A 23,003-nucleotide genomic window follows, 5' to 3' on the forward strand; every position below is an offset into this window, starting at 1 on the left:
GCGGGGGCCGATCAGGTCACTTCGCGCGGTGCGTGATCACTTCTTTCCGGAGGGGCCGACCTTGACGGTGACGGTGCTGCCGTCCTTGGCCTCGTGGAGGATCGTGATCCGGGTGTTGCTCGGGGTCGTATTCACGCTGCCCGTGGGGTTCTCCGCGGACCAGTAGGGGTTCCTGTCGTCGAAGACCGTGACTCCCGGCTGGCTCGCGACCTTGGTCGCGACGCCGTTCTTGTGCAGGGTCAGGGCGTCGGTGCGGGCCGCGGTGAAGGTGGCGTCGTAGGCCTGCACGCGGTTGCGCATGAGCGTGCCGTCGTTCCACTTCAGCGCCTTGGGGTGGGCGTCGATCGGCAGGATCCGGCCGGCACCCGGGTGGGCACTGACGTTGTTGTCCCGCATCGAGGTGTCCCACAGCCAGATCAGCAGGCCGTTCTGGTAGGCGTAGTGCTCGACCCAGTTCTCCTTGCTGGTGGCCCAGCCGAAGTTGTAGGGGCCGACCTTCAGGGTCTGGTCGTACGAGACGTACTGCCGGTTCTCCGCGATGTAGTACTGCGGGAACTCCTCGGAGTACGTGGCACCCTTGATCGTGAAGCCCTTGGCGGTCCACCCGTTGTCACCGGACTCCGCGCCGTCGCTGAAGACGGTCGCGCCGTCGGCGGTCAGGGTGATCGCGTCGGCGAGGAAGCCCTTCTGGGCCACGCCGCCGTCGGACTGGTAGCGGAAGCGGAGCTTGACCGACTGGCCGGCGTAGGCGTCCAGCGGGAACGCCATGTCCTGGTAGGAGGCCGCGGTGCCGGTCAGGGCGGGCTTGCCGCTGGCGTCGTGCGGGAGCGGGGCGCCGCCGATGGTGCCGTCGACGGCCGTCCAGGTGGCGCCGCCGTCGGTGGACACCTCGGTGTAGAGGTAGTCGTAGTCCGTCTCGATGTCGTACCAGCCCTTGAGGGACAGGCTCGCCGAGGTCTTGCCGGTGAGGTCGACATCGCGGGTGAGCGTGTTGCTCAGGTTGTCGCCGCTGCCGCTCCACCACTGCTTGGCGCCCTCGGCCGGGACGGCCAGTTCGCTCGTCACGCTCTTCGGCGGGAGCGCGACGATCAGGGCCTGCTTCCTGGCGGTGTTGTACTCGGCGACGCCCAGGGTGCTGAGGGAGGTCTTGCCTGCCGTGGCGAGGTCGTAGTTCAGCCAGCCCAGCTGCAGCTTGTCCCAGGCCGTCATGTCGCCGGGCCGGTCGCCGATGGCGTCCTTGCCGGTGCCGAGCCACGAACCGGACGACATCAGCGTCCAGAAGGCGGTGGAGTTCTCCGCCCTGTTGGTGGTGTCGTAGTGGTCCGGCAGACCGAGGTCGTGGCCGTACTCATGGGCGAAGACGCCGAGGCCGCCGTTCTCCGGCTGGACGGTGTAGTCGCCGACCCAGACGCCGGTGTCGCCGATCTGGGTGCCGCCGAGCAGGTTGCCCTGCGGGCCGGTCGAGCCCTGGTCGCTGCCGAACGCGTACCAGCGGTGGGCCCAGATCGCGTCCTCGCCCTGGGCGCCGCCGCCGGCGGACTCGTCCTCGCCGGCGTGCACGATCTGGAAGTGGTCGATGTAGCCGTCGGGCTCGTTGAAGTCGCCGTCGCCGTCGTAGTCGTAGCGGTCCCACTGGTCGTACTCGGCCAGCTTCGCCTTGATCTGGGCGGCGGTGTCACCGGCGGCCTTGCGCGCGTCGACCCACTTGTTCACCGCGTCCGCGACGAGGTACCAGGCGCAGTTGTCGCACTTGTTGCTGCCGTACCGGGCCTCGTTCCAGTCGACCTTGACCCAGTCGGCGACCTCGCCCGCGACCGAGTAGCGGCCGGAGGACTGCCTCTCGTAGTACGTGGCCACGGATTCATCACCCTTGGCCTTCGAGAAGTACAGGTCCTGGAAGTGCTGGCGGTTGTAGTCCGCCTGCCAGTCCGTGCTGTTGTCCGTGCTGCGGTCGGGCTCGGCTATCTCGTTGTGCACGGGACCGGGCGTTCCGCCGTACGCGGGGTCGGTCTTGGTCCCGAACTCGGCGAGGATCACGAAGATCTTGTCGGTCTTCTCGCGCGCGAGCTCGACGTACTTGTTCTTGCCGAGCTTCACGACGCCTGACGCGCCGCGGTCCTCGATCTTCGACTTGCCTGAGATGACCTGCTCGATCGCCTGCTGGCGCTGGGCGGACTGACGCTCGCTCAGCGGGCCCTTCAGATCGTGCTCGACGCGCTCCGCTCGCGCCGGGTCGTGCCGTACGACACGCCCGGTCTGCGGGTCGGCCTGGGCTGCCGCGACGGGGAAGGCTGTGGCGCCTATCGCGACGATCGCCACGGCCAGAGCGGCGGATCTGATGGTCCGTCGTTGGCTTATCACGATGTATGACCTCCCTGGGTGGGGGACATTGCATCGGAGTGGGGCCCAAAAAAACAGATCTTGACTTGTACATGACCGACGAGTACGGTGAGCGACCATTTGGTAGCACATAGCGGGCACATAGCGGACACCGCGGTCAGGACGCGCACGTTTCACCCCAACCCGCCATGGCCGATGGGAGGGTGATGCGACCGTGCGCCCCCCGTGCTCCACACCGTGGGTCAGGTCGCGCTTACCGGGTGTTCCGCGCGGGCATCTCGCAGCGTAGGGTCGATGGTCGGCGTGCCACTCCCGAACCGCCGTGAACCGGCCCTGGCCGAGGCTCCGCCACACACGACGCCTGAGGACGGATCAGCCATGCCGCGTCCCACCCCCGCTCAGCTGACGTACGGTTCGGCGACCGTGGTGCTCGCCACCCTCGCGATGCTGCTGCTCTCCGAGGCGAGATCGGGCGTGGCGGTGGTGGTCGTCGCCGCGGCGGGCCTGGCGCTCGGCGTCCTGGTCGCTGTGACGGCGGCGATCCCGCCCGCCGTGCGCCGCGCGAAGCGCGCGCGGCCCACCGAGCGGCACCCGGTCCCGCGGGCCCGCGTCCGGGGCACCACCGAAGGCCGCCTGGGCGGACACTCCTTGCGCCGCTGAGCACCGCCCCGCCTCCCCGCCGGACAACGACGGCCCCGGAGCGGACGCTCCGGGGCCGTCGTTGACGTCGGGGTCTGTCAGACCTTCACGACGACGGTCTTGGCCGCCTTGTCGTGCCAGCACTGACGGTACGGCTTGTCCCACAGGTGCCACAGGACGTTCAGCAGCGGCAGCAGAAAGCCCACGCAGGGGATCACGTTGCCGGCGACGCTGATACCGGCGTACGTACCGGCGCGGGCCCAGGCCGCGTTGCCCGGGACGCTGCCGTCGGCGAGCCGCGCCACGCGGATCTTCATGACCTTCTTGCCGATGGTCTGGCCGCTGGACTTCAGCATCAGCGCTTCGTACAGGAAGCTGGCGACACCGACGATGAGCGAGACCACGACCACCTTGCCGAGGTCGTCCGGGTCCGTGAAGGACGCGCCGAACGCCATGCTGAGGACGAAGGCGAGGACAAGGAAGATCGCCCCGTCGATGAGCCGGGCGACGAAGCGCTGGCCGCTTCCGGCCAGCGGGGGCATGCCCGCCAGGGCCGGGTCCGTCGGCATCTGGCCGTAGCCGGGCCCCTGCTGCGGATAGGCGTAAGGCGACTGTTGCTGCGGGAACGGCTGCTGGTCGTAAGGGTTCTGGCCCTGGGGGTACGGCTGCTGGCCGTACGGCTGCTCACCGTACGGGTTCTGGCCCCCCGAGCCGCCCTGCGGATAACCGTAGCCGGGCGGTTGATTCGAACTCATGGGACGAGTAAATCAGCCGGGCATGACGACGCATAGACGCCGGATGGTCACGGCCCTGCGACGATCACCCGAAGCCCGCCTCACCCCACGGAGACCACCACGGTTTGCCCCGCTTTGTCGTGCAGGCACTGGCGATACGGCTTGTCCCAGGTGCACCAGAGCACTTCGATGACCCAGAAGACCTCACCGCAGCACGGGACGATCGGCACCAGCGAGTAGACCGACTCCCGCTTCAGCGCCGCCGGGGCCGTCGGCTTGGCGCCGTCGGCGAGCATGCCGACGCGCACCCGCAACAGCTTCTTGCCGAGGCTCTGCCCGTACCGGGTGAGCATGAACACCTGGTAGGCCAGATAGACCACGGCGTAGATCACGCTCTGGGAGAACACCGCGCCGGTGGCGTTGTAGTCGTAGTTCCAGATCAGCCCGGTGAGGCCGTAGACGGGGATGCCGATGACGAGCGCGTCGACGATGCGTGCGGCCAGCCTGCGCCCCCGGTTCGCCAACGGGGGCATGCCCGCAAGGGGATCCGGCTCCCCCATGCCGTAGGAGCCGCTCGCGTACGGGTCGCCCCCACCGCCGTAGGCCGGCCGGTCGTAGGGCGAGCCGCCTGGTGCGGACGGGTACGGCGGCGGGTACGCCTGCCGCCCGGGCGGCGGCTGCTGCCCCGGGGGCTCCTGCCCGGGCTCCTGCCCGGGCGGCTGCTCACCGGGCAGGCCGCCGGGCGGTGACTGCCCGGCCGACGGCTGCGCGGGCCCGGACGGCTCCCGGGGCGGCTTGGCGTACGGGTCCTCGGGCTGGTCGGTGCTCATGTCCCGAGTGAAACCCGGACGATACGGCCGCGCCTCCGGCGGGGGCCGTTCGGGTGTCAGCGCTCGCGGGCCACGAAGGTGCGCGCCGCCTTGTCGTGCCAGCACTGCCGCCACGGCCGGTCGAACAGGCACCACGCCAGCCCCAGGAAGCCGACGACGAGCGCGTCCAGCACCGTACGGGTGAGCCACCGGCGCAGCGCCTGCCCGAAGCCCGGCTCGTACTGGCTCTCGATGTCCAGCACGCGCAGGCCGAGCAGCTTCTTGCCGAGGGTGCGGCCCCACTTTGCGGTGGGCAGCACCTCGTACAGCAGCCCGGTGACGAGCGCGACGGCGGCGACGATGCCCAGGTAGACGCCCGTCGTGCCGTCCACCAGCCAGACCGTCACCTCCTCGCCCGTCAGCCGGGCGGCGTCCACCTTGTCGCGCAGGTGCTCGTACGCCGCCGTCCCCAGCGGCATCGCGGCCGCCGCGACGACCGCGCCCACCACGACGGTGTCGATCAGCCGGGCCACCAGCCGCTTCCCGAGAGAGGCGGGGCGTGCCTGGTCCCGCGCGGAGGCGAACGGGTCGTCGGCGACCGGACGCCACGGTGCCGGGGTCGCGGACTCGCCGCCCTGCGAGGGGACCTGACGGGCCAGATCGTGCACCTGCTGCGCCCAGGGGACGGCCGCGGCCGGCTGCCGGGGCGCGGGGCTCTCGGCCGGCGCGGCAGCGGGGGCCTGGGGCGCGGGGGCCGGTGCCGCGGCGGCCCGGGGGGCGGGTGCGGGCGCGGCCGGTGCGGGAGCCGGGGCCGGTACGGGCGCGACGGCCTGTTCCGCACGTTCGGGGGCGCCCCACGACACACGGGGCGCGGGGTCCTGCCGGGCCAGGTCGGCGCCCCACGCCCGCTCCGGAGCGGCCTCCGCGAGGGGCTCCTGGGGCGCCGGCCGGGGCGGCAGTCCGGTGACGGTATCGGGTCCGCGTTCGGCCCGCGGCGCCCGCGGGTCCTCGTCCAGGAACATCGGCCCAGACTCCTCCAGCGCGGGGGTCCGCGGCGTCGCGACCGCCTGGGGGGTGTCCGGCACGGAGGGCGTGGGCGGCGGCGCGATGGCCGGTCCCGCCGCCGCCACGGCCGTGCCCGAGGGCGGCGCGAGGTCCTCGCCCGGCTGCGGCGCGGGGCGGCTCGTGCCGGGCACCCACGAGGACCCGTTCCAGTACCGGATGTAGCCCGGGATGGACGGGTCCGGGTAGTACCCGGGTCCGGGCATACTCCCGCCGCTGCTACCGGAGGTCATCCGTGACAACTCCCCTCACGACCGACACGCTCGACCAGCCCGCCGTCCCCCGGCGTGCAAGGAGGACACTAACGAAGAACGCGGCGGGCGGACGAAAGAAACGATCCACGGGCGATGATCGGCATTCCGGGGCAAATCCCGGCGGCCGAACCGATACGCTTCCGAACTGACGCCGCCTCGGACGGACGGGGGCACGCGCGCCGCGGAGTCGTGCGCGCGGCGGGGGCGGAAACGGGATCACCGTCGACAACCGGGCGCACCCCGTGCGGAGCGGACGCCGGCATTCCGTGTGTACCGCATGCATCTCGCGTGTGCCAGGCATTCGGGAAAAGTCCTTCCGATCGCCGGAACCCGCGTCATGGTGAGGGCCGTATGCGCTCTCTCCCGGTGCGGGCCCCGCGCGGCATCCGCCGCGCAGCGCCGCCAGGGGCCTTCGCGCCGAGGAAAGGACGACGAGATGCACACTGTGGTCGAACGCGAACTGGAGATGCACCTGGTGCTGTCGCCCGAGCGGAGCATCCCCGTACCGGCCATGCTGGCCTACCGGGCCGAGGATCCCTTCGCCGTGCACATCGCCTTCCACCTCGGCTCGGGCTCCCCGGTCAACTGGACTTTCGCCCGGGAGCTGCTGGTCGAGGGGGTGTTCCGGCCGAGCGGACACGGCGACGTGCGGATCTGGCCGACCAAGACGGACGGGCGCAGCGTGATCTGCATGGCCCTCAGCTCGCCGGACGGCACCGCGCTGCTGGAGGCGCCCTCGCACCCGGTGGCGGCGTGGCTGGAGCGCACGCTGCGGGCGGTGCCGCCGGGGACGGAGCTGGACCACCTGTCCATGGACGAGCGGCTGGACGAGCTGCTCGCCCCGGCCGCCGGCGAGGGCGGTCTCGACGAGCGCCGCCCGCGCGACCCGCGGCACGGCTCCGACGGACCGCCGGACGCCTGAGCGGCCGGACGCGCGTACACCCGCCCGAACCGCCGGACGCCCGACCGCCGGACGCCCGGGGCGAGGCCCGCGGGGCCCGGCGGCGGCCGCAGCGGCGGGCTCGGCGGCGGGCTCAGAACACCTTGCCCGGGTTGAGGATGCCGAGCGGGTCGAAGACGGCCTTGATGCCGCGCTGCATCTCCAGCCCCACCGGGCCGAGTTCGCGCGCCAGCCACTCGCGTTTGAGGACCCCGACGCCGTGCTCCCCGGTGATCGTGCCGCCGAGCTCCAGGCCGAGGGCCATGATCTCGTCGAAGGACTCGCGGGCCCGGCCGGACTCCTCCGGATCGGCGGCGTCGAAGCAGACCACGGGGTGGGTGTTGCCGTCCCCGGCGTGCGCGCACACCCCGATCGTCAGGTCGTGCTTGCGGGCGATCGCCGCGACCCCGTCCAGCATCGCGGCGAGCCTGCCGCGCGGCACGCACACGTCGTCGATCATCGTGGCCGTGGAGACCCGCTCCAGCGCGGGCAGCGCCAACCGCCGCGCCTGCAGCAGCATCTCGGACTCCGCCGCGTCCTCGGCGGGCACCACCTGCGTCGCCCCGGCGGCCGTGCACAACGCTCCCACCGCGGCCAGGTCGGCGGCGGGGTCGGGGGTGTCGAAGGCGGCGAGCAGCAGCGCCTCGGTGGACTCGGGCAGGCCCATGTTCGTCATCGTGTTGACGGCGCGCACGGTCGTGCCGTCCATCAGCTCCAGCAACGAGGGCACGTGCCCGCCGGCCATGATGTCGCAGACGGCCGCGCAGGCCTCCTCCGCCGAGGGGAACTCGGCCACCAGGGCCAGCTGGGCGGGCGGCGCGGGCTTGAGCGCCAGCACGGCCCGCACCACGATGCCGAGGCTGCCCTCGGAGCCGACGAACAGCCGGGTCAGGTCGTATCCGGCGACGCCCTTGGCGGTGCGCCGGCCGGTGCGCAGCAGCCGCCCGTCGGCCAGGACGACTTCCAGGCCGAGCACGTACTCGGCGGTGACCCCGTACTTGACACAGCACAGGCCTCCGGAGCCGGTGCCGATGTTGCCGCCGATGGTGCACTGCTCCCAACTGGAGGGGTCCGGTGGGTAGTACAGGCCCCGCTCGGCGACGGCGCGGGACAGGGCGGCGTTGACGACGCCCGGCTCGACGACCGCGACGCGGTCGACGGGGTCGATCTCCAGGACGCGGTCCATCCTGGTCAGGGAGAGCACGATGCAGCCGTCGGTGGCGTTGGCGGCGCCCGACAGGCCGGTACGGGCTCCTTGCGGCACGACGGGCACCCGCAGGGCCGTGGCGGTCCGCATGACGTGCTGGACCTGCTCCACGGTGCGCGGCAGAACGACCACCGCGGGCGCCCCTGAGGGGCAGAAGCTCGCCATGTCGTTCGCGTAGGAGGCGGTGACGTCGGGATCGACGAGGATGGCCTCGTCGGGGAGCCCGGCGCGCAGCCGGTCGATGAGATCGCCCATGCGTCCAGCTTCGCACCGCGCCGCCGCCCGGGGAAGATCGCGTCACGGGGCGGATCGGTTCCGGGGCGCGTTGCGGGTGTGCGTGAGTATCCGTACGGATGGTGGCCCGGGCACCACCCGGCGAGGATGACCGACGTGACGGAGACGACGGACAGGACGGGCACGACGGGCGCGACGGGCACGACGGGCGCGACGGGTGCCCGGGACGCGGAGCAGGTGCGGCGGCACGGGCGCAGGATCGTGGTGCGCTGCGTGTGGGCGGTCGTGCTGCTCGCCCCGCCGGTGGTGCTGTGGGTCATGGGCGCGGTGGACGCGGCGCGGCACGCGAGCCCCACGGACTGGGCCGGCAACCACCGCACCAAGGTGGCCCTGGAGAACGCGGCCGTGCTCATCGGGGGTCTGCCCGCGGCGGGTACGGTGGCCGGCGCGCTCGCCGGGGCGCTGCGGCGGCCGCCGCGCACGGGGCTGTGGGCGGCGACGGGGGCGGTGCTGGGGGCGCTGGCGTTGTGGGCGTTCGGCGCGTACGCGCTCGTGATGGCCTTCCGCCACTTCAGGCTCGTCTTCTGACGGCGGCCGGTGCCGGTCCACGCCCCTCCCCCGTGGGGGCACGGACCGGCGCCGGAGTCCGCCGTGTCGGCGATCAGAGGTTGCCGCGGCGCTCCTGCTCGCGCTCGATCGCCTCGAAGAGCGCCTTGAAGTTGCCCTTGCCGAAGCCCATCGAACCGTGCCGCTCGATCATTTCGAAGAAGACGGTCGGGCGATCCTGGACAGGCTTGGTGAAGATCTGCAGCAGGTAGCCGTCTTCGTCCCGGTCTGCCAGGATCTTCAGCTCGCGCAGGGTGTCGATCGGGACGCGGGTGTCGCCCACCCACTCGCCGAGGGTGTCGTAGTAGGAGTCCGGGGTGTCGAGGAACTCGACGCCGGCGGCGCGCATCGCGCGGACCGAGGCGACGATGTCGTTGGTGGCGAGGGCGATGTGCTGGACGCCCGGGCCGCCGTAGAACTCGAGGTACTCGTCGATCTGCGACTTCTTCTTGGCGATCGCGGGCTCGTTGATGGGGAACTTGACCTTCAGCGTGCCGTCCGCGACGACCTTGGACATCAGGGCCGAGTACTCGGTGGCGATGTCGTCACCGACGAACTCCTTCATGTTGGTGAAGCCCATGACGCGGTTGTAGAAGGTCACCCAGTCGTTCATCCTGCCGAGTTCGACGTTGCCGACGCAGTGGTCGATCGCCTGGAAGAACCGCTTGGCCGGGGGCTCCACGATCGGCTCGGCGGCGACGTAGCCGGGCAGGTACGGGCCCTTGTAGGCGCCGCGCTCGACCAGGGTGTGGCGGGTCTCGCCGTAGGTGGCGATGGCGGCCACGACGACGGTGCCGAACTCGTCGGAGACCTCGTGCGGCTCCTCCAGGCCGGTGGCGCCGTGCGCGAGGGCATAGTCGTAGGCGGCGCGGACGTCCGGCACCTCCAGGGCCAGGTCCACCACGCCGTCGCCGTGGGCGGCGACGTGCTCCGCCAGGAAGCGGCCGTGGTCGGTGGTGGCCTTGATGACCGAGGTGAACACGAAGCGGGCGCTCCCGGACTCCAGGACGTAGGAGGCGGTCTCGCGGCTGCCGTTCTCCGGTCCGGAGTAGGCCACGCGCTTCATGCCGAACGCGGTCGAGTAGTAGTGGGCGGCCTGCTTGGCGTTGCCCACGGCGAAGACGACAGCGTCCATCCCCTTGACCGGGAACGGGTCAGCGTCGCCGGGGGTGGGGGCCGTGTGATCCAGGGTCTCAGTCATGGCAGCAGCCTCGCCTGACACTTCAAGGTGCGCAATACTTGTCAGAACCATTGGGCAATCTGTACAGCGGTACAGCAGATGCAGTTGGCATTCTGTGCACAGTGACCACCGTCACGGGAGGGCAGGGGGCGCCATGGGGATCGACCGGCTGGACGGTCGGCTGATCAAGCTGCTCGCCGAGGAACCCCGGATCGGCGTGCTGGAGGCGTCGCGCCGCCTGGGAGTGGCGCGCGGGACGGTGCAGGCACGACTTGACCGGCTTCAGGCCAACGGGGTGATCCGCGACTTCGGGCCGCAGGTGGACCCGGCCGCGCTGGGTTATCCGGTGACGGCCTTCGCGACGCTGGAGATCAAGCAGGGACAGGGCCCGGACGTGCGGGCGCACCTGGCAGGCGTGCCGGAGGTGCTGGAGCTGCACACCACGACCGGGCAGGGGGACATGCTGTGCCGGCTGGTGGCCCGCTCGAACGCCGACCTCCAACGTGTGATCGACCGGGTTGTGGGCTTTGATGGCATCGTGCGGGCCTCCACGGCGATCGTCATGGAGAATCCGGTCCCGTTGCGGATCATCCCGCTGGTCGAGCAGGCGGCGCAGGACGCGGACGCGTAGCCGGCACGGAGACGAGGGACGGCGGGGGTGATTCCGGGTGAGCTTCTGGGAGTACCTCGCCGTCCGGCACGGACGCCGCCCCCGTCGTCAACGGCAGGACCCTCGACCGCTGGCCGGCCATCCGCGGCCTGCTCGACCCGCTGTCGGCGAAGCTCACCAACGCCGTCGGCCGTGAGCTCAACGCGAAGGTCGACGTGGAGGGCGAGGACCCGCACGAGGTGGCCAAGGCCTGGCTGGTGAAGGAGGGCTTCATCACGGCGGGCTGAGCGGCGCACCGGTGGGCGGGCCTCAGCAGCTGGGGACCTTGCCTCCGGTGTCGAGGGCTTCCAGGGCGTCGACCGCGCCGTCGAGGGTGGTGACGGGCACCAGCCGCAGTCCCTTGGGGAGTTCGGACTTGGCGTCGGCGCACTCGGCCTTCGGGACGAGGAAGACGGTCGCGCCGTCGCGCCGCGCGGCCTGCTCCTTGAGCGGGACACCGCCGACCGGCCCGACCTTGCCGTCGGCGGTGATCGTCCCCGTGCCGGCGATCCTGCGGCCGCCGGTGAGGTCGCCGCCGCGGCCGTTGCCCTCGATCTTGTCGATGATGCCCAGGCTGAACATCAGGCCCGCGCTGGGCCCGCCGACGTCCGCGAGGTGGAGGGTGACGTCGACCTCCGAGGGGGACAGCCGCAGCTGCCGCAGGGCCGCGGCGGTCGCGTCCTGCTGGGACTCCGTCATCTCCGCCCGGTTGTGGCGCTCGATCTCCTTGACCGTGCCGCCGGTCGGGTACACCGCGTCGCGCGGCATCACGGCCTGGTCGGTGGCGAACCAGGCCGTGAGGACGTCATCGAAGCGGACGACCGCGTCCGGGTTGGTCGCCGCGATGGTCGTCATCCGCAACTGCCCCGAGGTCTCGCGGGTCTCGGTGCCGGTGATCGTGATCACCGGCTTGCCCTGGTCGTCGCCGAGCACGTCGGCCGTGAGCCCCGGCATGACGATCGAGATCGGCAGCGGCGCGAACAGGGCCACCGCCAGCAGCACGGCCACGAGCGCGGCGCAGAGGGCGAGGATCCGGTTCCGGGCGGAGACGAAAGGCATGAGGTGAATGTAGTTCACGGCGGCGGCCGGCGTGCCGGAGCCCGGTGCGCCCCACCCCCGCGCGAACCCTCACCGCAGGGCGTCGGCGACCTCCACCGCCGCCTCGACGACCCGCGGGCCCACCCGTTCGGGTACCGCGTCGGACAGCATCACCACACCGACGCTGCCCTCCACGCCCGGCACCCCCACCAGCGGGGCCGCGGCGCCGCTCGCGCCGGCCTCCAGCTCGCCGTGGGTGAGGACGTAGCCGGGGCCCTCGCAGCAGCGCGGATCGGGCTCGAAGGGCTGCAGGCTGCGCCCGGCCAGGATCGCCCGGCCCGCGGCGCCGCGCTCCAGGGAGTGCCGGAAGCCGGTGCGGTAGGCGACGTGGTAGTCGGTCCAGCTCGGCTCGACGACCGCCACGGCCAGCGCCTCGCTGCCGTCGACGAGGGTGAGGTGGGCGGTGGCCCCGATGTCCTCGGCGAGGGAGCGCAGGGCGGGCAGCGCGGCCTCGCGCAGCAGCGGGTGCACCTGGTGTGCCAGCCGCAGCACACCGAGCCCGACGCGGGCGCGCCCGCCGAGGTCGCGGCGGACCAGGGAGTGCAGTTCCAGGGTGGCGAGGAGGCGGTAGACCACCGTGCGGTTGACGCCCAGCTTCATCGCCAGTTCCGTGACGGTCAGCCCGTGGTCGGTGTCGGCCAGCAGCTTCAGGACCCGCAGGCCCCGATCAAGTGTCTGAGAGGTCTCCGCGGTCACGACGCCCCCTTAATCGTGTGAGTGGCGGCTCATCTCGCACGGCGGGAGCACTGGCGGTCCCGCGGCAGAGCGCGGAGTGGCCACCGGCCTGGCGGTACCGGCTGGCGCCCCGAGGCTCCACTGCCACGGCGCGTTGCGTGACCGGAACGCTAGCGAGCGGGTACCGCTGAGCGGAAGACTTCGTCCACAATCCGGTCACGCGAGCCGGTCGGTTGGAGCCGCCACCGCAAATCCTCCGCCGAACCTCCCCAACGGCCGCAGGATCCGCGGCATCGCTGACGATACGTCAGAATCAGGGAGGCGCACCGCGCCTGAGCCCACGACCGCCGCTCAGCGCATCCGGGTCGCCCATTCCCGGACCTTCTTGATGCGCTCGTGGAGCTGCCCCGCCGTCGCCTCCGCGCTCGGCGGACCGCCGCACACCCGGCGCAGCTCGTTGTGGATGACGCCGTGCGGCTTGCCGCTCTGGTGGTTGTACGCCGCGACCAGCGTGTTCAGCTGCTTGCGCAGCTCCAGCAGCTCCTTGTGCGTGACGATCGGCCGCCGCTCGGCGGGGAGTTCCAGCAGGTCCGCCTCGCTGTCCGGCTTCTTCCGGCTGTGCGCGATCTGCCGGGCCTGCCGCTTCTGCAACAGCAACTGCACCTGGTCCGGCTCGAGAAGACCCGGAATGCCCAGATAGTCCTGCTCCTCCTCGCTGCCCGGGTGGGCCTGCATGCCGAACTCGGCGCCGTCATAGAGCACCCGGTCGAAGACGGCGTCGGACTCGAGCGCCTCGAAGGGCAGCATGTCCTGCTCGCCGGTGTCCTCGTCCTGCTGCTTCTCGGCCTCCGCCAGCTCCTTCTCGGACTCCGCGTACGGGTCCTCCTCGCCCTCCTTCCTGGGCTTGTCGAGGGCGTGGTCGCGCTCGACCTCCATCTCGTTCGCGAAGCCCAGCAGCATGGGGATGGTGGGCAGGAAGACCGAGGCCGTCTCGCCGCGCCGGCGGGACCGTACGAAACGGCCCACCGCCTGCGCGAAGAACAGCGGCGTGGAGATGGTCGTCGCATAGACCCCGACGGCCAGCCGCGGGACGTCCACGCCCTCCGACACCATGCGGACCGCGACCATCCACCGGTCGTCGCTCGCGCTGAACTCCTCGATCCGGGAGGACGCTCCCGCGTCGTCGGAGAGCACCAGCGTCGCCTTGTGCCCGGTGATCTCCCGGATGAGCTTGGCGTACGCGCGGGCGGAGTCCTGATCGGTGGCGATCACCAGCGCACCGGCGTCCGGGATGGACTTGCGGACCTCCGTCAGCCGCTGGTCCGCGGCGCGCAGCACGTTCGGGATCCACTCGCCGGTCGGCGCCAGCGCGGTCCGCCACGCCTGGCTGATCGCGTCCTTGGTCATGGGTTCGCCGAGCCGTGCGGAGAGCTCGTCGCCGGCCTTCGTACGCCAGCGCATGGTGCCGCTGTAGGAGAGGAAGATCACAGGCCGCACGACACCGTCGGCGAGCGCGTTGCCGTAACCGTAGGTGTAGTCGGCCGACGAGCGGCGGATGCCGTCGTTGCCCTCCTCGTACGTCACGAACGGGATCGGGTTGGTGTCCGACCGGAAGGGCGTCCCGGTCAGCGCCAGCCGTCTGGTCGCCGGCTCGAAGGCCTCCAGGCACGCCTCGCCCCAGGACCGGCTGTCGCCCGCGTGGTGGATCTCGTCCAGGATCACCAGCGTCTTGCGCTGCTCGCAGCGGTTGCGGTGCAGCATCGGGCGCACGCCGACGCCCGCGTAGGTCACCGCGACCCCGTGGTACTCCTTGCCGAGCGGCCCCGCGCTGTACTCCGGGTCCAGCCTGATGCCTATCCGGGCCGCGGCCTCCGCCCACTGCTTCTTCAGGTGCTCGGTGGGGGCGACGACGGTGATCTGCTGCACGAGGTGGTTGTGCAGCAGATACGAGGCGAGGGTGAGCGCGAAGGTCGTCTTGCCGGCGCCGGGGGTCGCGACGGCCAGGAAGTCACGTGGCTGCGTCGCGATGTACCGGTCCAGGGCACCCTGCTGCCAGGCGCGCAGCTTGCCGGCCGTGCCCCAGGGGGCGCGGCCGGGGAAGGCGGGCGACAGGTGGTGCGAGTGCGAGTTGCTGGCGCTGTGCGGGGCGGTGGTAGTCACGGTCTCCGGTGACGGGTCGGGTACGACAACCGTCACAGCCTACTGGCGCTCGGCCCGGGGTCGTGCAAGCGGACGGCGTGGCTGGCGGCGGCGGTCTTGCTGGGGCTCAGCCCGGGCTCGCGCAGCGCGGGCGGCTCCCCGCCGCAGGCCAGGCGGGCGAGGTCCGTGACCTCGGCGAGGGTGAGGTGGCGCATGGTCACCTCACTCCCCCAGCCTGCGCAGCAGGTCCGCGTGGGCGGAGGCGTACGCCTCCCCTGCGGCGCGGACACGCACGGCCTCGGCGGCCTGGTACGCCCGTACCGCCGCGCGCACGAACTCCGCGACCGGCACGCCGTGCGCGTCGGCGAGGTCGCTCAGGGACTCCCACTCGGCGTCGGTGAATACGACGGTCAGCTCTTTCACACCGGGACGGTAACCTCCCCGCGCTCCCGCCTCACCCCGTTTTCAGGCGCAGCCGCGCCGCCACGCCGACGCCCGCGAGGGCGAGGAAGGCCAGGGGCAGGAGGACGGCCGTGAAGGCGCCCGCCGCCCCGCCGAGGGCGGCGAAGACGGTGCCCGCGGCGGCGACGAGGACGACGCTGGCCAGGGCGTCGGAGACCTGGAGGGCGGCGGAGTTGGCGCCGGCCTCGGAGGGTGGCGAGAGCTTGAAGAGGATGACGCTCAGGGAGGAGATGACCAGGCCCGCGCCGATGCCCCCCACGGCCCACGCCGCGGCCGCGGTCCAGGCGGGGGCGGCGTCCAGCAGCGTCAGGGCGGCGCCGGCGATCGCGGCGGCCATGAGGAACATGCCGAGGACGACGAGGCGTTCGCGGTGCGGCTCCAGGCGCGGGCGGCCCTGGAGCCAGGAGCCGATGCCCCAGGTGACCCCGCCGCCGGCCAGGGAGAGCCCGGCGAGGGTCGGCGACATGTGCCGCTGTGTGACGAGCATCACCGGGACGAAGCTCTCGGCGCCGAGGAACGTGCCGGAAGCCACCCCGCGCAGCAGCACCACGGCCGGCAGTCCGCGAGCCGCGCGGAAGGTGCCCCGGGGCAGCAGTCGCAGCGCGGCCGGGACGACGAGCACGGCACCCGCCAGGGCGAAGACCAGCGACAGCGGCCGCAGGTCCTGCCCGGCGTACTGCAGCAGCCCGGCGCCGGCGGAGACGGCGAACGCCAGGCACAGCCGGCGGCGGTCCAGAGCCTTGCGGTCGTCCGGGGGCCGCCGCAGGGAGGTGCGGCGCAGCGCGGGCAGGCCCATCAGCAGCGGGAGCACGACGAGTACGGGGATGGCCAGGAAGACCCAGCGCCAGCCGAACTGCTCGGTGACCGTGCCGGCCACGAGCGGCCCGACGATGGAGGGCAGCACCCAGGACGCGGCGAAGGCGGCCATCACCGCGGGCCGCAGGCGTTCGGGGTAGGCGAGGCCGACGATGACGTACAGGGCGACGATGACGAGCCCGCCGCCGATGCCCTGCACGGCGCGGCCCAGTACGAACGGCCACATGGACTGGGCGGTGCCGGACACGGCCAGCCCGACGGCGAAGGCGCCGATGCCGGCGACGAGCGGCGCGAGCGGGCCGGTGCGGTCGCACCACTGGCCGCTGACGACCATCGCGAAGAGGGAGGTGGTGAAGTAACCGGAGAAGGCGAAGGCGTACAGCGGCAGCCCGTCCAGCTCGCGCGCGGCCACGGGCATGGCGGTGCCGACGGCCGTGGCCTCGAAGGCGATGAGCAGGACGACGGAGACCATCGCGAGGGTCAGCGCGCGGTAGCGGCCGCCCAGCACGGTGTCGGTGCCGGCGTCCGGAGCGGCGAAGGGCATGCCTGCGGGGCCGGATACCGGCTCGGTCTCTGCGGTGGTCACCACGACAGGGTAAGGGGTCAAACAGCCCTGCACCCCTGGCATCCCGATCGGTCCCCGGACGGCGGCGCGAGAAGCGGCGCGGGCGGGGAAGGCGTAGGCCATGCCGCACTACACGACGTACGACGGAACCGAGCTCGCCTACGCGGACACCGGCGAGGGGCCCGTCCTGCTCGCCCTCGCCGGCGGCCCGGGACGGGACGCGGCCTACCTGGGCGGCCTGGGCGGGCTGGACGGGGGCCGGCGGCTGGTGGTCCCGGACAGCCGGGGCACCGGAGGCAGCCCGCCGGCCGGCGATCCGCTCGCCTACTCCTTCCCGCGACTCGCCCAGGACGTCGAGGCGCTGCGCGGGCACCTGGGTCTGGAGCGTTTCGCCCTGCTCGCGCACGACGCCGCCGCGGCGACCGCGCAGGCGTACGCCGCCGCCTACCCGGAGCGGCTGACGCACCTGGTGCTGGTCGCCCCGGGCTCCCGGCTGCAGGGCGAGCTGCCCGACGACGCCCGGGAGATCTTCGAGAGCCGCGTCGGCGAACCCTGGTGGCCGGAGGCGGTCGCCGCCCTCGCCGAACTGGAGAGCGCCGACGACCTCGACCGGGTCCGCGCGCTGCTGCTGCGGATCGCGCCGATGGCGTACGGGCACTGGGGCGAGCGCCAGCGCGCCCACGCCGCCGCCGAGGGCGGCCAGTTGCACCCGGTGCCCCGGGCCGGCTTCTGGCAGGGCGTGGACGAACCGGGCCGGCGCGCCGTGCTGGCCCGTCTGCGCGAGGTGACCTGCCCGGTCCTGGTCCTGACCGGCGACCGCGACGCCGTCACCGGCATGCGCGCGGGCGAGGCCGTCGCGGCCTGCTTCCCGCACGCCCGGCTTCGCCCGCTGCACGCCGTCGGGCACTTCCCGTGGGTGGACGAACCCGAGCTGTTCCGCTCGGTGGTGGAGGAGTTCCTGTCGGGCGCGGCTGTCCCCGGCGGTTCATGAACGGGGTGGGGCAGTCCTGTTGCGGGCCGCCCGGAAGCGTTGACCCCCTCCCGGGGGCCGCGCCTGTGGTCGATGCACGTCGACGACGCACGGCCGTGTGCCCGAGTGCTTCAGGGGCTCGACTGCACATCGAGTGACGTGGGTTCGATTCCCGCCACGGCCTCCGCGCGAAGGGCCCGGTCCGCACGGACCGGGCCCCTCGGGGTGTCTGGCGGTGGGTCAGCCCTGCGGGCGGACCACCGCGTGCTGGGGGCGGATGGGGAGGCGGCTGACCGGGCGGCCGGTGGCCGCGCGGACGGCGGAGGCGACGGCGGCCGGGGAGACGACGACGGGGACCGCGCTGGCGGCCTTGGCGCCGAAGGGGGCGAGCACGTCGCGTTCCTCCACGAGCCGGACGACCCGGATCGCGGGCGCGTCGAGCGCGGTGGGCAGCGTATACCCGGTGAGGTTGGGCCGCTTGATGACGCCGCGCGGCGCGCGGAGGTCCTCCATGAGTGCCATGCCGACGCCCTGGGTGACCCCGGCCTCGATGCGGGCCCGCAGCTGGGCCGGGTTGAGGACCCGGCCGACGTCCTGGGCGACGGCCATCTCGACGACCCGGACCGCGCCGAGTTCGATGTCGACGTCGACCACGGCGCGCACGGCGCAGAAGGCGAGGCCCACGAAAGCGTCGCCCTGGCCGGTGTCGTCGAGCCTCTCGGTGGGGTGCGGACGGCACTGCGCGGTGGCCCACAGCTCCTTGCCGGCAAGCTCCTCCTCGACGGTGGTGGAGAGCACACCGTCGTACGAGGTGATCTTGCCGTCGGCGATGGAGAGCAGCTCCGGCGACATGCCGAACTTCCCGGCCAGCGGCTGCAGCAGCTGGGTGCGCACCATCTTGGCGGCGCGTTCGACGGCGCCGCCGGAAACCCATGTGTGGCGGCCGCGGGCGGCGGCGCCGGCAGGCGGCTGGTCGGTGTCGGAGGGCAGCACGCGGACGTCCTCGACGCCGAGGACCTCCTGCACGATCTGCCGGGCCAGGGTCGCGAAGCCCTGACCGGTGTCGACGGCGGCGCAGATGACGGTGGCGGCGCCGTCGTGGACGCGCACGGTGGCGGTGGAGACCTCGTCGGTGCCCTCGGCCCCGAGCATGTGGACCATGCCCAGCGCGTAGCCCACGCCGCGGCGCACCGCGCCCGGCTCCCCCGCGCCCTCCAGGCCGCCGGGGAGCAGCCACTCGGACTCGTCGTCGTCGACGGGCAGCGGGGGGAGGTCGGCGTCGCGCACGGCCTTGAGGAGCTCGCCGACGGGCGCCGGGCAGGTGACCGTCTGGCCGGTGGGCAGCAGATCGCCGGTGGCCATGACGTTGCGCATGCGGATCTCCGCCGGGTCCAGGCCGAGCCTGGCGGCGAGCTTGTCCATCTGCCCCTCGTAGGCCGCGCAGACCTGCATCGCGCCCTCGCCCCGGACGTGCCCGGCGGGCGGGTTGTTGGTGCGCACCGCCCAGCCCTCGACGAAGACGTGCGGGACGACGTAGGGGCCGGCTGCGAAGGCCACGGCCGCGGCGAGCGCGTCGGCGGAGGTGTCGGCGTACGCGCCCGCGTCCAGCAGCACCTGGGCCTCGACCTTGACCAGCCGGCCCTCGGCGTCCGCGTGATGGCGGTAGCGCAGCAGGGTCGGGTGGCGGTGGCTGTGGCTGAGGAAGGACTCCTCGCGGGTGGCGACGAACTTCACCGGGCAGCCCGTCTTCAGCGCGAGCAGCCCGAGCGGGATCTGCACCCCGGAGTCCTCGCGGTCGCCCATCGCGCCGGGCACTCCGGTGACGACGACCTTGACCCGGTCCGGCTCCAGCCCGAAGCAGGCGGCGGCCAGGTCGCGGTCGCTGTGCGGGTCGGTGGAGGCGACGTACAACTCCACGCCGCCGTCGGGGCGGGGCACGGCGAGGCCGGCCTCGGCGCCGACCGGCGCCGGGTCCTGGCGGCCCACCCGGTACAGGCCCTCGACGATGACCTCGCCGACCACGTCCGGGTCGCCGAACTGCAGCGGGATGTGGCGGATGAGGTTGCCGTCGGGGTGCAGCGGGGGCGCCGCGAACGCCCGCTCCGGGTCGATGACCGGCTCCAGGACCTCGTACTCGACGTGGATGGCGGCCGCGGCGAGCCGGGCGGTGTCGGGGTGGTCGGCGGCCACGGCGGCGATGGCCTCGCCGTGGTGCCGGACGGTGTCCTTGGCGAAGACGGGCCGGTCGGCGACGCGGCGTCCGTGCGTGGCGTCGCCCGGGACGTCCTCGTGGGTCACCACTGCCCGCACGCCGGGCAGGGCGGCGGCCTCCGTGGTGTCGACGGACAGGATGCGGGCGTGCGGGTGCGGGGAGCGGAGCACGGCCGCCCACAGCAGGCCCTCGGCCCACAGGTCGGCGGCGTACGGGTAGGTGCCCTGGGCCTTGGCCAGACTGTCGGTGGCCGGCAGGGAGGCGCCGATGCCGTGCGGCGCGGACTGCTGCGCGGCGGCGTCGGCCGCCGCCGTCGCTGGGGTGCCCACGGCCGGGGTGGCCGTCGCGGCGTCGGGGCCCGTCATCGCGCGTACCTTTCACTGCCGCGAGCAGGGAGGTGGTGCCGGGTCAGGTGGTTCGGGGTGTTCACGCCGGGCCTCCGGAGGAGGGACGCGGGTGCGGGACGCGGACGCTGTCGGCCGGGTCGGCGGCGGGGTCGTCCGCGGCGGTCTCCTCGCGCTCGGCCACGACCCGCCGCACGGCCTCCAGGACGCCCTGGTAGCCGGAGCAGCGGCAGAGGTTGCCGCTGATGGCCTGCCGGGTCTCCAGCTCGGTCGGGTGGTGGTTGCCCTCGAGCAGGTCGTGCACGGTCATCGCCATGCCGGGGATGCAGAAGCCGCACTGCACGGCCCCGCACTCGGCGAGCGCGCGCTGCACGTCCGAGGGGCCGCCGTCGGCCGACAGCCCCTCGACGGTGCGGATGTCGCTACCGGCGGCGGTCGCCGCCGGCACCAGGCAGGAGGCGACGAGACGGCCGTCGACCTTGACAGAGCACGCGCCGCACTCGCCCTGCTCGCAGCCGTCCTTGGCGCCGGCGAGGCCGAGGCGCTCGCGCAGCACGTAGAGCAGGGACTCGCCGAGCCACGCGTCGGTGACGGGCCGGTCGGTGCCGTTGACGCTCAGGACGTAGGAGTCCACCGGGTGCTCGCTGTGCGCGTCCGGGCCGAGCTCCGCACCGGGTTCCCCGGCCGTCTCCTCCGGTGCCGCTTCCTCCGCGACCTGCGGCTGCGGCGCGGCGAGGTCAGCGGCGGGGCCCGCGGCGTAGTCCGCGGCTTGCGCGGCGTCCACAACCGGGTCCGGCAGCGGGTCCTGCTGCGGGTCCTGGCCGGATGGTGCCGCGGCGGACTCCGCGACGGGCTCCTGCGGGTGTGCGGGGCCCTCGCCGGCGGCCGGCTCGGTCCAGGGCTCCGAGGCGTCGCCGAGCGCCATGGAGTCGGGGGCGGCCGCGGGTTCGGGGGCGGCCACCGGTTCGGGGGCGGCCGCGGGTTCGGGGGCGGCCGCGGGTTCGGCGGCGGCCGCGGGCGCGAAGTGGTGCTCGCCGGCCTCCTCGGCGACGCCGTCCGGGGTCTGCGGCAGCGTCCACCGGCCAGTGGCGTCCGCGGGCAGCGACCAGCCGCCGTCGGCGGGCCCCGCGTGCGGCATCGGCGGCGCCTGCGGGGCGGCGGGGGCCGTCCAGGGCTGCGCCGGCCCGGGGCCGCCGGGAGCGGGCGCGAAGGCGCCCATCGCGTACTCGCCGGAATCGTCGGCGGCGGCGTCCTCGCGTACGACGGGGATCGCCCACGTGGTGGCCGCGTCCTCGCCGGCGGCCGGAACGGCGGGCTCGGCGTGGGCACCCCCCGTCGGCACCCCTGGCGGTGCGGGGGCATAGCCGTGGCCGGGGGCGGCGAGCGGGTCGGCGCCCGGCTCGGGCATCGACAACTGCGCCGCGAAGGAGACGTGCATGGTCTGGTCGGGGTCGTAATCGCCGTAGGGCGAGGGCTCCCACACCCCGTGCCCCGGGGTGAATCCTCCACCGTGCTGCTGGTGGGACCCCTCCTGCGGCTGGTCGGTCATGCGCCCGTCCGGTGTCCTGTCGTCGTACACGTCGTCACTCATGCCAGTGCCCTCCCCAGCGCCCGGCGGGCCAGTGCGGCCACCGTACGCCGCAGCTGGACGGCCGCCGGGGGCAGTTCCGAGGCGGCGGCCGGAGGTCCCCCCACGCCGTCCGCGGCCGGCAGCGGGTCGGGGATGCAGGCGGCGGCGACGTACTCGCCGAAGGCCGTGAGGGCCTCCGGCGCCAGCGTGCGCTCGCCGTCCCAGTCGATCAGCCCGGCGACCCAGCGTTCGGCCTCGAGCGGCCGCAGCGGCACCGGTGCGACGGCTCCCACCGCGCAGCGTACGCCGCGGCGGGCGGGATCCAGGACGACGGCGACGGAGGCGATCGCGCGGCCGGGTCCGGTGCGGCCGGTGGCCTTGAGGAAGGTCTGCGGCGCGTGCAGCAGCGGGATCCGGACGTACGCCAGGATCTCGCCCGGCCGCAGCGGGTCCATGCCGGTGAGCAGGTGGCTGACCGGCAGTTCGCGGTTGCCGTCCGGTCCGGCGACCAGGACGGACGCCTCCAGGGCGGCCAGCACGGGCAGCGAGTCGCCGGTGGGGGCGGCGGTGGCGATGTTGCCGCCGAGGGTGCCCGCGTTGCGGATCTGCGGGGGCCCGGCGGCTCGCGCGGCGGCGGCCAGGGCGGGGATGAGCGCGGCGAAGTCCGGGCGGCCCAGACGGGCGTGGGTGAGGCCGGCGCCGAGCAGGGCCGCGCCGTCGGCGTACTGCCAGCCGCGGATCTCGCTGATCCGCCCGAGACCGACCAGCCCCGCGGGACGCAGCAGCCCGGCGTTGACGGCCGCCATGAGGTCGGTGCCTCCGGCGACGGGCACGGCGGTGGGCGAGGCGGCCAAGGCCGCCACGGCCTCGTCGAGCGAGGTCGGCAACGCCACATTGCGCGCTGCCTGCCGTGCGTACGTGCTCACGCAGCTGCCCCTTCCCCGGCTGTCCGCGGTGCGGTAGCCGTACGGTACGTGCTGACAGCCCGGACGTGGCAACTCTGGCACATCTTCCGGGGCGATCAACGCGAGGGTCGCAAAGGGAGACCCGGCTTCCGGATGGGACCTCGTCCGGTTCGCGGCTTTCTCCAGGTTGCGATGGAAATGGACTCCTTTACACGTCTTGCCGGATTGGCCACACCACCCTGCCATCTCCCGCGGCGACCGGCCCGCGCTTGCCGCCGGGCTCACACGATCGGGGGCGGCCCCTCGATCGGGCGTCCGAGGCCGCCCGGACACCGCCGCGAGGGCGGGGCGGACGCCCCTGTGGCCCGCGCCTGCCTCCCGGTGCGTCACATCGCCGTCGAAGGCGGCCATGCGGGCGGCGGCGCCCCGTGACCGCGGGCCACGGGGGCGCGTGCGGCAACCCCTTGACGAGCCGTCACCTCTGTCTCCGACGCGGCGCGTCGCCCGTAGGGCCAGGTGGCGGATGACGTCGTCCCGGCATGGAGTGACGTGCCGCGGCGGGAGGACCGGCACCGGCTTCCGGCCGGGCGCGA

General features: G+C 73.4%; 20 protein-coding genes, 1 tRNA gene and 1 pseudogene. 7 read left to right on the plus strand and 15 right to left on the minus strand.

From position 1 onward, the window contains the following. Positions 1-36 precede the first annotated feature (36 nt). A complete protein-coding gene (locus ACRWND_RS14485; RefSeq protein WP_431949163.1) occupies positions 37-2,361 on the minus strand; it encodes an immune inhibitor A domain-containing protein in 2,325 nt (774 codons plus the stop codon). Between the two features lie 357 nt (positions 2,362-2,718). Here ACRWND_RS14485 and ACRWND_RS14490 point away from each other — a divergent pair, with 357 nt between their 5' ends. Beyond that, positions 2,719-3,000, plus strand: a complete 282-nt coding sequence (locus tag ACRWND_RS14490) for a hypothetical protein (RefSeq protein ID WP_431949165.1) — start codon at positions 2,719-2,721, stop codon at positions 2,998-3,000. Between the two features lie 77 nt (positions 3,001-3,077). On the opposite strand, the gene ACRWND_RS14495 is transcribed toward ACRWND_RS14490, so the two are convergent. The 3 genes from ACRWND_RS14495 to ACRWND_RS14505 all read right to left on the minus strand — a co-directional run bounded on the left by ACRWND_RS14495 (position 3,078) and on the right by ACRWND_RS14505 (position 5,817). Continuing rightward, positions 3,078-3,734: an RDD family protein gene (locus ACRWND_RS14495; RefSeq protein WP_431949167.1), complete on the minus strand. Its 657-nt coding sequence runs from the start codon at positions 3,732-3,734 to the stop codon at positions 3,078-3,080. 80 nt (positions 3,735-3,814) lie between these two features. Further along, positions 3,815-4,543, minus strand: a complete 729-nt coding sequence (locus tag ACRWND_RS14500) for an RDD family protein (protein WP_431949169.1) — start codon at positions 4,541-4,543, stop codon at positions 3,815-3,817. Positions 4,544-4,599: 56 nt separating this feature from the next. Continuing rightward, complete coding sequence (locus tag ACRWND_RS14505) at positions 4,600-5,817, minus strand: RDD family protein (protein ID WP_431949171.1); 1,218 nt, start codon at positions 5,815-5,817, stop codon at positions 4,600-4,602. Positions 5,818-6,274: 457 nt separating this feature from the next. On the opposite strand from ACRWND_RS14505, the gene ACRWND_RS14510 reads away from it, so the two are divergent. Beyond that, positions 6,275-6,760: an SsgA family sporulation/cell division regulator gene (locus ACRWND_RS14510; RefSeq protein WP_431949173.1), complete on the plus strand. Its 486-nt coding sequence runs from the start codon at positions 6,275-6,277 to the stop codon at positions 6,758-6,760. Positions 6,761-6,872: 112 nt separating this feature from the next. Here the strand turns inward: ACRWND_RS14510 and ACRWND_RS14515 are convergent, their stop codons facing one another. Continuing rightward, on the minus strand, positions 6,873-8,240 hold the full coding sequence (locus tag ACRWND_RS14515; RefSeq protein WP_431949175.1) for an FAD-binding oxidoreductase: 1,368 nt from the start codon (positions 8,238-8,240) through the stop codon (positions 6,873-6,875). 135 nt (positions 8,241-8,375) lie between these two features. Between ACRWND_RS14515 and ACRWND_RS14520 the strand changes: the two genes are divergently transcribed. Continuing rightward, positions 8,376-8,807: a hypothetical protein gene (locus ACRWND_RS14520; protein ID WP_431949177.1), complete on the plus strand. Its 432-nt coding sequence runs from the start codon at positions 8,376-8,378 to the stop codon at positions 8,805-8,807. A gap of 73 nt (positions 8,808-8,880) precedes the next feature. Here ACRWND_RS14520 and hppD read toward each other — a convergent pair whose 3' ends face one another. Further along, positions 8,881-10,026 carry a 4-hydroxyphenylpyruvate dioxygenase gene (gene hppD, locus ACRWND_RS14525; RefSeq protein ID WP_431949179.1) on the minus strand — a complete coding sequence of 382 codons (1,146 nt, stop codon included), beginning with the start codon at positions 10,024-10,026 and terminating at the stop codon, positions 8,881-8,883. 133 nt (positions 10,027-10,159) lie between these two features. Between hppD and ACRWND_RS14530 the strand changes: the two genes are divergently transcribed. Both ACRWND_RS14530 and ACRWND_RS14535 read left to right on the plus strand, forming a co-directional pair. Beyond that, the gene (locus ACRWND_RS14530) at positions 10,160-10,636 is read left to right on the plus strand and encodes an Lrp/AsnC family transcriptional regulator (protein ID WP_431949181.1); all 477 of its coding nucleotides are present in this window, start codon (positions 10,160-10,162) and stop codon (positions 10,634-10,636) included. Between the two features lie 71 nt (positions 10,637-10,707). Next, positions 10,708-10,902: pseudogene (locus ACRWND_RS14535) on the plus strand (glycine betaine ABC transporter substrate-binding protein); the annotation flags it as partial. Between the two features lie 22 nt (positions 10,903-10,924). Here the strand turns inward: ACRWND_RS14535 and ACRWND_RS14540 are convergent. The 6 genes from ACRWND_RS14540 to ACRWND_RS14565 form a co-directional block, all read right to left on the minus strand. Next, entirely contained in the window at positions 10,925-11,713 is a 789-nt protein-coding gene (locus ACRWND_RS14540; protein ID WP_431949183.1) for a S16 family serine protease, read from the minus strand. Between the two features lie 69 nt (positions 11,714-11,782). Beyond that, entirely contained in the window at positions 11,783-12,448 is a 666-nt protein-coding gene (locus tag ACRWND_RS14545; RefSeq protein ID WP_431949185.1) for an IclR family transcriptional regulator, read from the minus strand. 330 nt (positions 12,449-12,778) lie between these two features. Continuing rightward, a complete protein-coding gene (locus ACRWND_RS14550) occupies positions 12,779-14,587 on the minus strand; it encodes a DEAD/DEAH box helicase (RefSeq protein ID WP_431949186.1) in 1,809 nt (602 codons plus the stop codon). A 32-nt stretch (positions 14,588-14,619) separates the two neighbouring features. Then, complete coding sequence (locus ACRWND_RS14555; protein WP_431949188.1) at positions 14,620-14,781, minus strand: hypothetical protein; 162 nt, start codon at positions 14,779-14,781, stop codon at positions 14,620-14,622. A 7-nt stretch (positions 14,782-14,788) separates the two neighbouring features. Continuing rightward, a complete protein-coding gene (locus ACRWND_RS14560; RefSeq protein ID WP_431949190.1) occupies positions 14,789-14,989 on the minus strand; it encodes a hypothetical protein in 201 nt (66 codons plus the stop codon). Positions 14,990-15,020: 31 nt separating this feature from the next. Beyond that, entirely contained in the window at positions 15,021-16,472 is a 1,452-nt protein-coding gene (locus ACRWND_RS14565; protein ID WP_431949192.1) for an MFS transporter, read from the minus strand. A 58-nt stretch (positions 16,473-16,530) separates the two neighbouring features. Between ACRWND_RS14565 and ACRWND_RS14570 the strand changes: the two genes are divergently transcribed. After that, positions 16,531-17,400 carry an alpha/beta fold hydrolase gene (locus ACRWND_RS14570; protein ID WP_431949194.1) on the plus strand — a complete coding sequence of 290 codons (870 nt, stop codon included), beginning with the start codon at positions 16,531-16,533 and terminating at the stop codon, positions 17,398-17,400. A 91-nt stretch (positions 17,401-17,491) separates the two neighbouring features. Continuing rightward, positions 17,492-17,563 (plus strand) — tRNA-Cys (locus tag ACRWND_RS14575). 56 nt (positions 17,564-17,619) lie between these two features. On the opposite strand, the gene ACRWND_RS14580 is transcribed toward ACRWND_RS14575, so the two are convergent. The 3 genes from ACRWND_RS14580 to ACRWND_RS14590 all read right to left on the minus strand — a co-directional run bounded on the left by ACRWND_RS14580 (position 17,620) and on the right by ACRWND_RS14590 (position 22,431). Next, a complete protein-coding gene (locus tag ACRWND_RS14580) occupies positions 17,620-19,956 on the minus strand; it encodes a xanthine dehydrogenase family protein molybdopterin-binding subunit (protein WP_431949196.1) in 2,337 nt (778 codons plus the stop codon). A gap of 61 nt (positions 19,957-20,017) precedes the next feature. After that, positions 20,018-21,526 (minus strand): (2Fe-2S)-binding protein, encoded by a 1,509-nt coding sequence (locus ACRWND_RS14585; protein ID WP_431949198.1) that lies wholly within the window; start codon positions 21,524-21,526, stop codon positions 20,018-20,020. Then, complete coding sequence (locus ACRWND_RS14590) at positions 21,523-22,431, minus strand: FAD binding domain-containing protein (RefSeq protein ID WP_431949200.1); 909 nt, start codon at positions 22,429-22,431, stop codon at positions 21,523-21,525. Before ACRWND_RS14590 ends, ACRWND_RS14585 begins: the two co-directional genes overlap by 4 nt. Positions 22,432-23,003: the final 572 nt, after the last annotated feature.

This window comes from Actinacidiphila sp. bgisy167, assembly GCF_965342175.1.
In the GTDB taxonomy this organism is placed as follows: Bacteria; Actinomycetota; Actinomycetes; order Streptomycetales; family Streptomycetaceae; genus Actinacidiphila.

What these genes read in the sequence shown, in the direction of transcription:
- ACRWND_RS14490 (WP_431949165.1), top strand. Translation starts at nt 2,719, where the DNA reads ATGCCGCGTCCCACCCCCGCTCAGCTGACGTACGGTTCGGCGACCGTG.
- ACRWND_RS14495 (WP_431949167.1), bottom strand. Translation starts at nt 3,734, where the DNA reads ATGAGTTCGAATCAACCGCCCGGCTACGGTTATCCGCAGGGCGGCTCG.
- ACRWND_RS14500 (WP_431949169.1), bottom strand. Translation starts at nt 4,543, where the DNA reads ATGAGCACCGACCAGCCCGAGGACCCGTACGCCAAGCCGCCCCGGGAG.
- ACRWND_RS14505 (WP_431949171.1), bottom strand. Translation starts at nt 5,817, where the DNA reads ATGACCTCCGGTAGCAGCGGCGGGAGTATGCCCGGACCCGGGTACTAC.
- ACRWND_RS14510 (WP_431949173.1), top strand. Translation starts at nt 6,275, where the DNA reads ATGCACACTGTGGTCGAACGCGAACTGGAGATGCACCTGGTGCTGTCG.
- ACRWND_RS14515 (WP_431949175.1), bottom strand. Translation starts at nt 8,240, where the DNA reads ATGGGCGATCTCATCGACCGGCTGCGCGCCGGGCTCCCCGACGAGGCC.
- hppD (WP_431949179.1), bottom strand. Translation starts at nt 10,026, where the DNA reads ATGACTGAGACCCTGGATCACACGGCCCCCACCCCCGGCGACGCTGAC.
- ACRWND_RS14530 (WP_431949181.1), top strand. Translation starts at nt 10,160, where the DNA reads ATGGGGATCGACCGGCTGGACGGTCGGCTGATCAAGCTGCTCGCCGAG.
- ACRWND_RS14540 (WP_431949183.1), bottom strand. Translation starts at nt 11,713, where the DNA reads ATGCCTTTCGTCTCCGCCCGGAACCGGATCCTCGCCCTCTGCGCCGCG.
- ACRWND_RS14555 (WP_431949188.1), bottom strand. Translation starts at nt 14,781, where the DNA reads ATGCGCCACCTCACCCTCGCCGAGGTCACGGACCTCGCCCGCCTGGCC.
- ACRWND_RS14565 (WP_431949192.1), bottom strand. Translation starts at nt 16,472, where the DNA reads ATGCCAGGGGTGCAGGGCTGTTTGACCCCTTACCCTGTCGTGGTGACC.
- ACRWND_RS14570 (WP_431949194.1), top strand. Translation starts at nt 16,531, where the DNA reads ATGCCGCACTACACGACGTACGACGGAACCGAGCTCGCCTACGCGGAC.
- ACRWND_RS14580 (WP_431949196.1), bottom strand. Translation starts at nt 19,956, where the DNA reads ATGACGGGCCCCGACGCCGCGACGGCCACCCCGGCCGTGGGCACCCCA.
- ACRWND_RS14585 (WP_431949198.1), bottom strand. Translation starts at nt 21,526, where the DNA reads ATGAGTGACGACGTGTACGACGACAGGACACCGGACGGGCGCATGACC.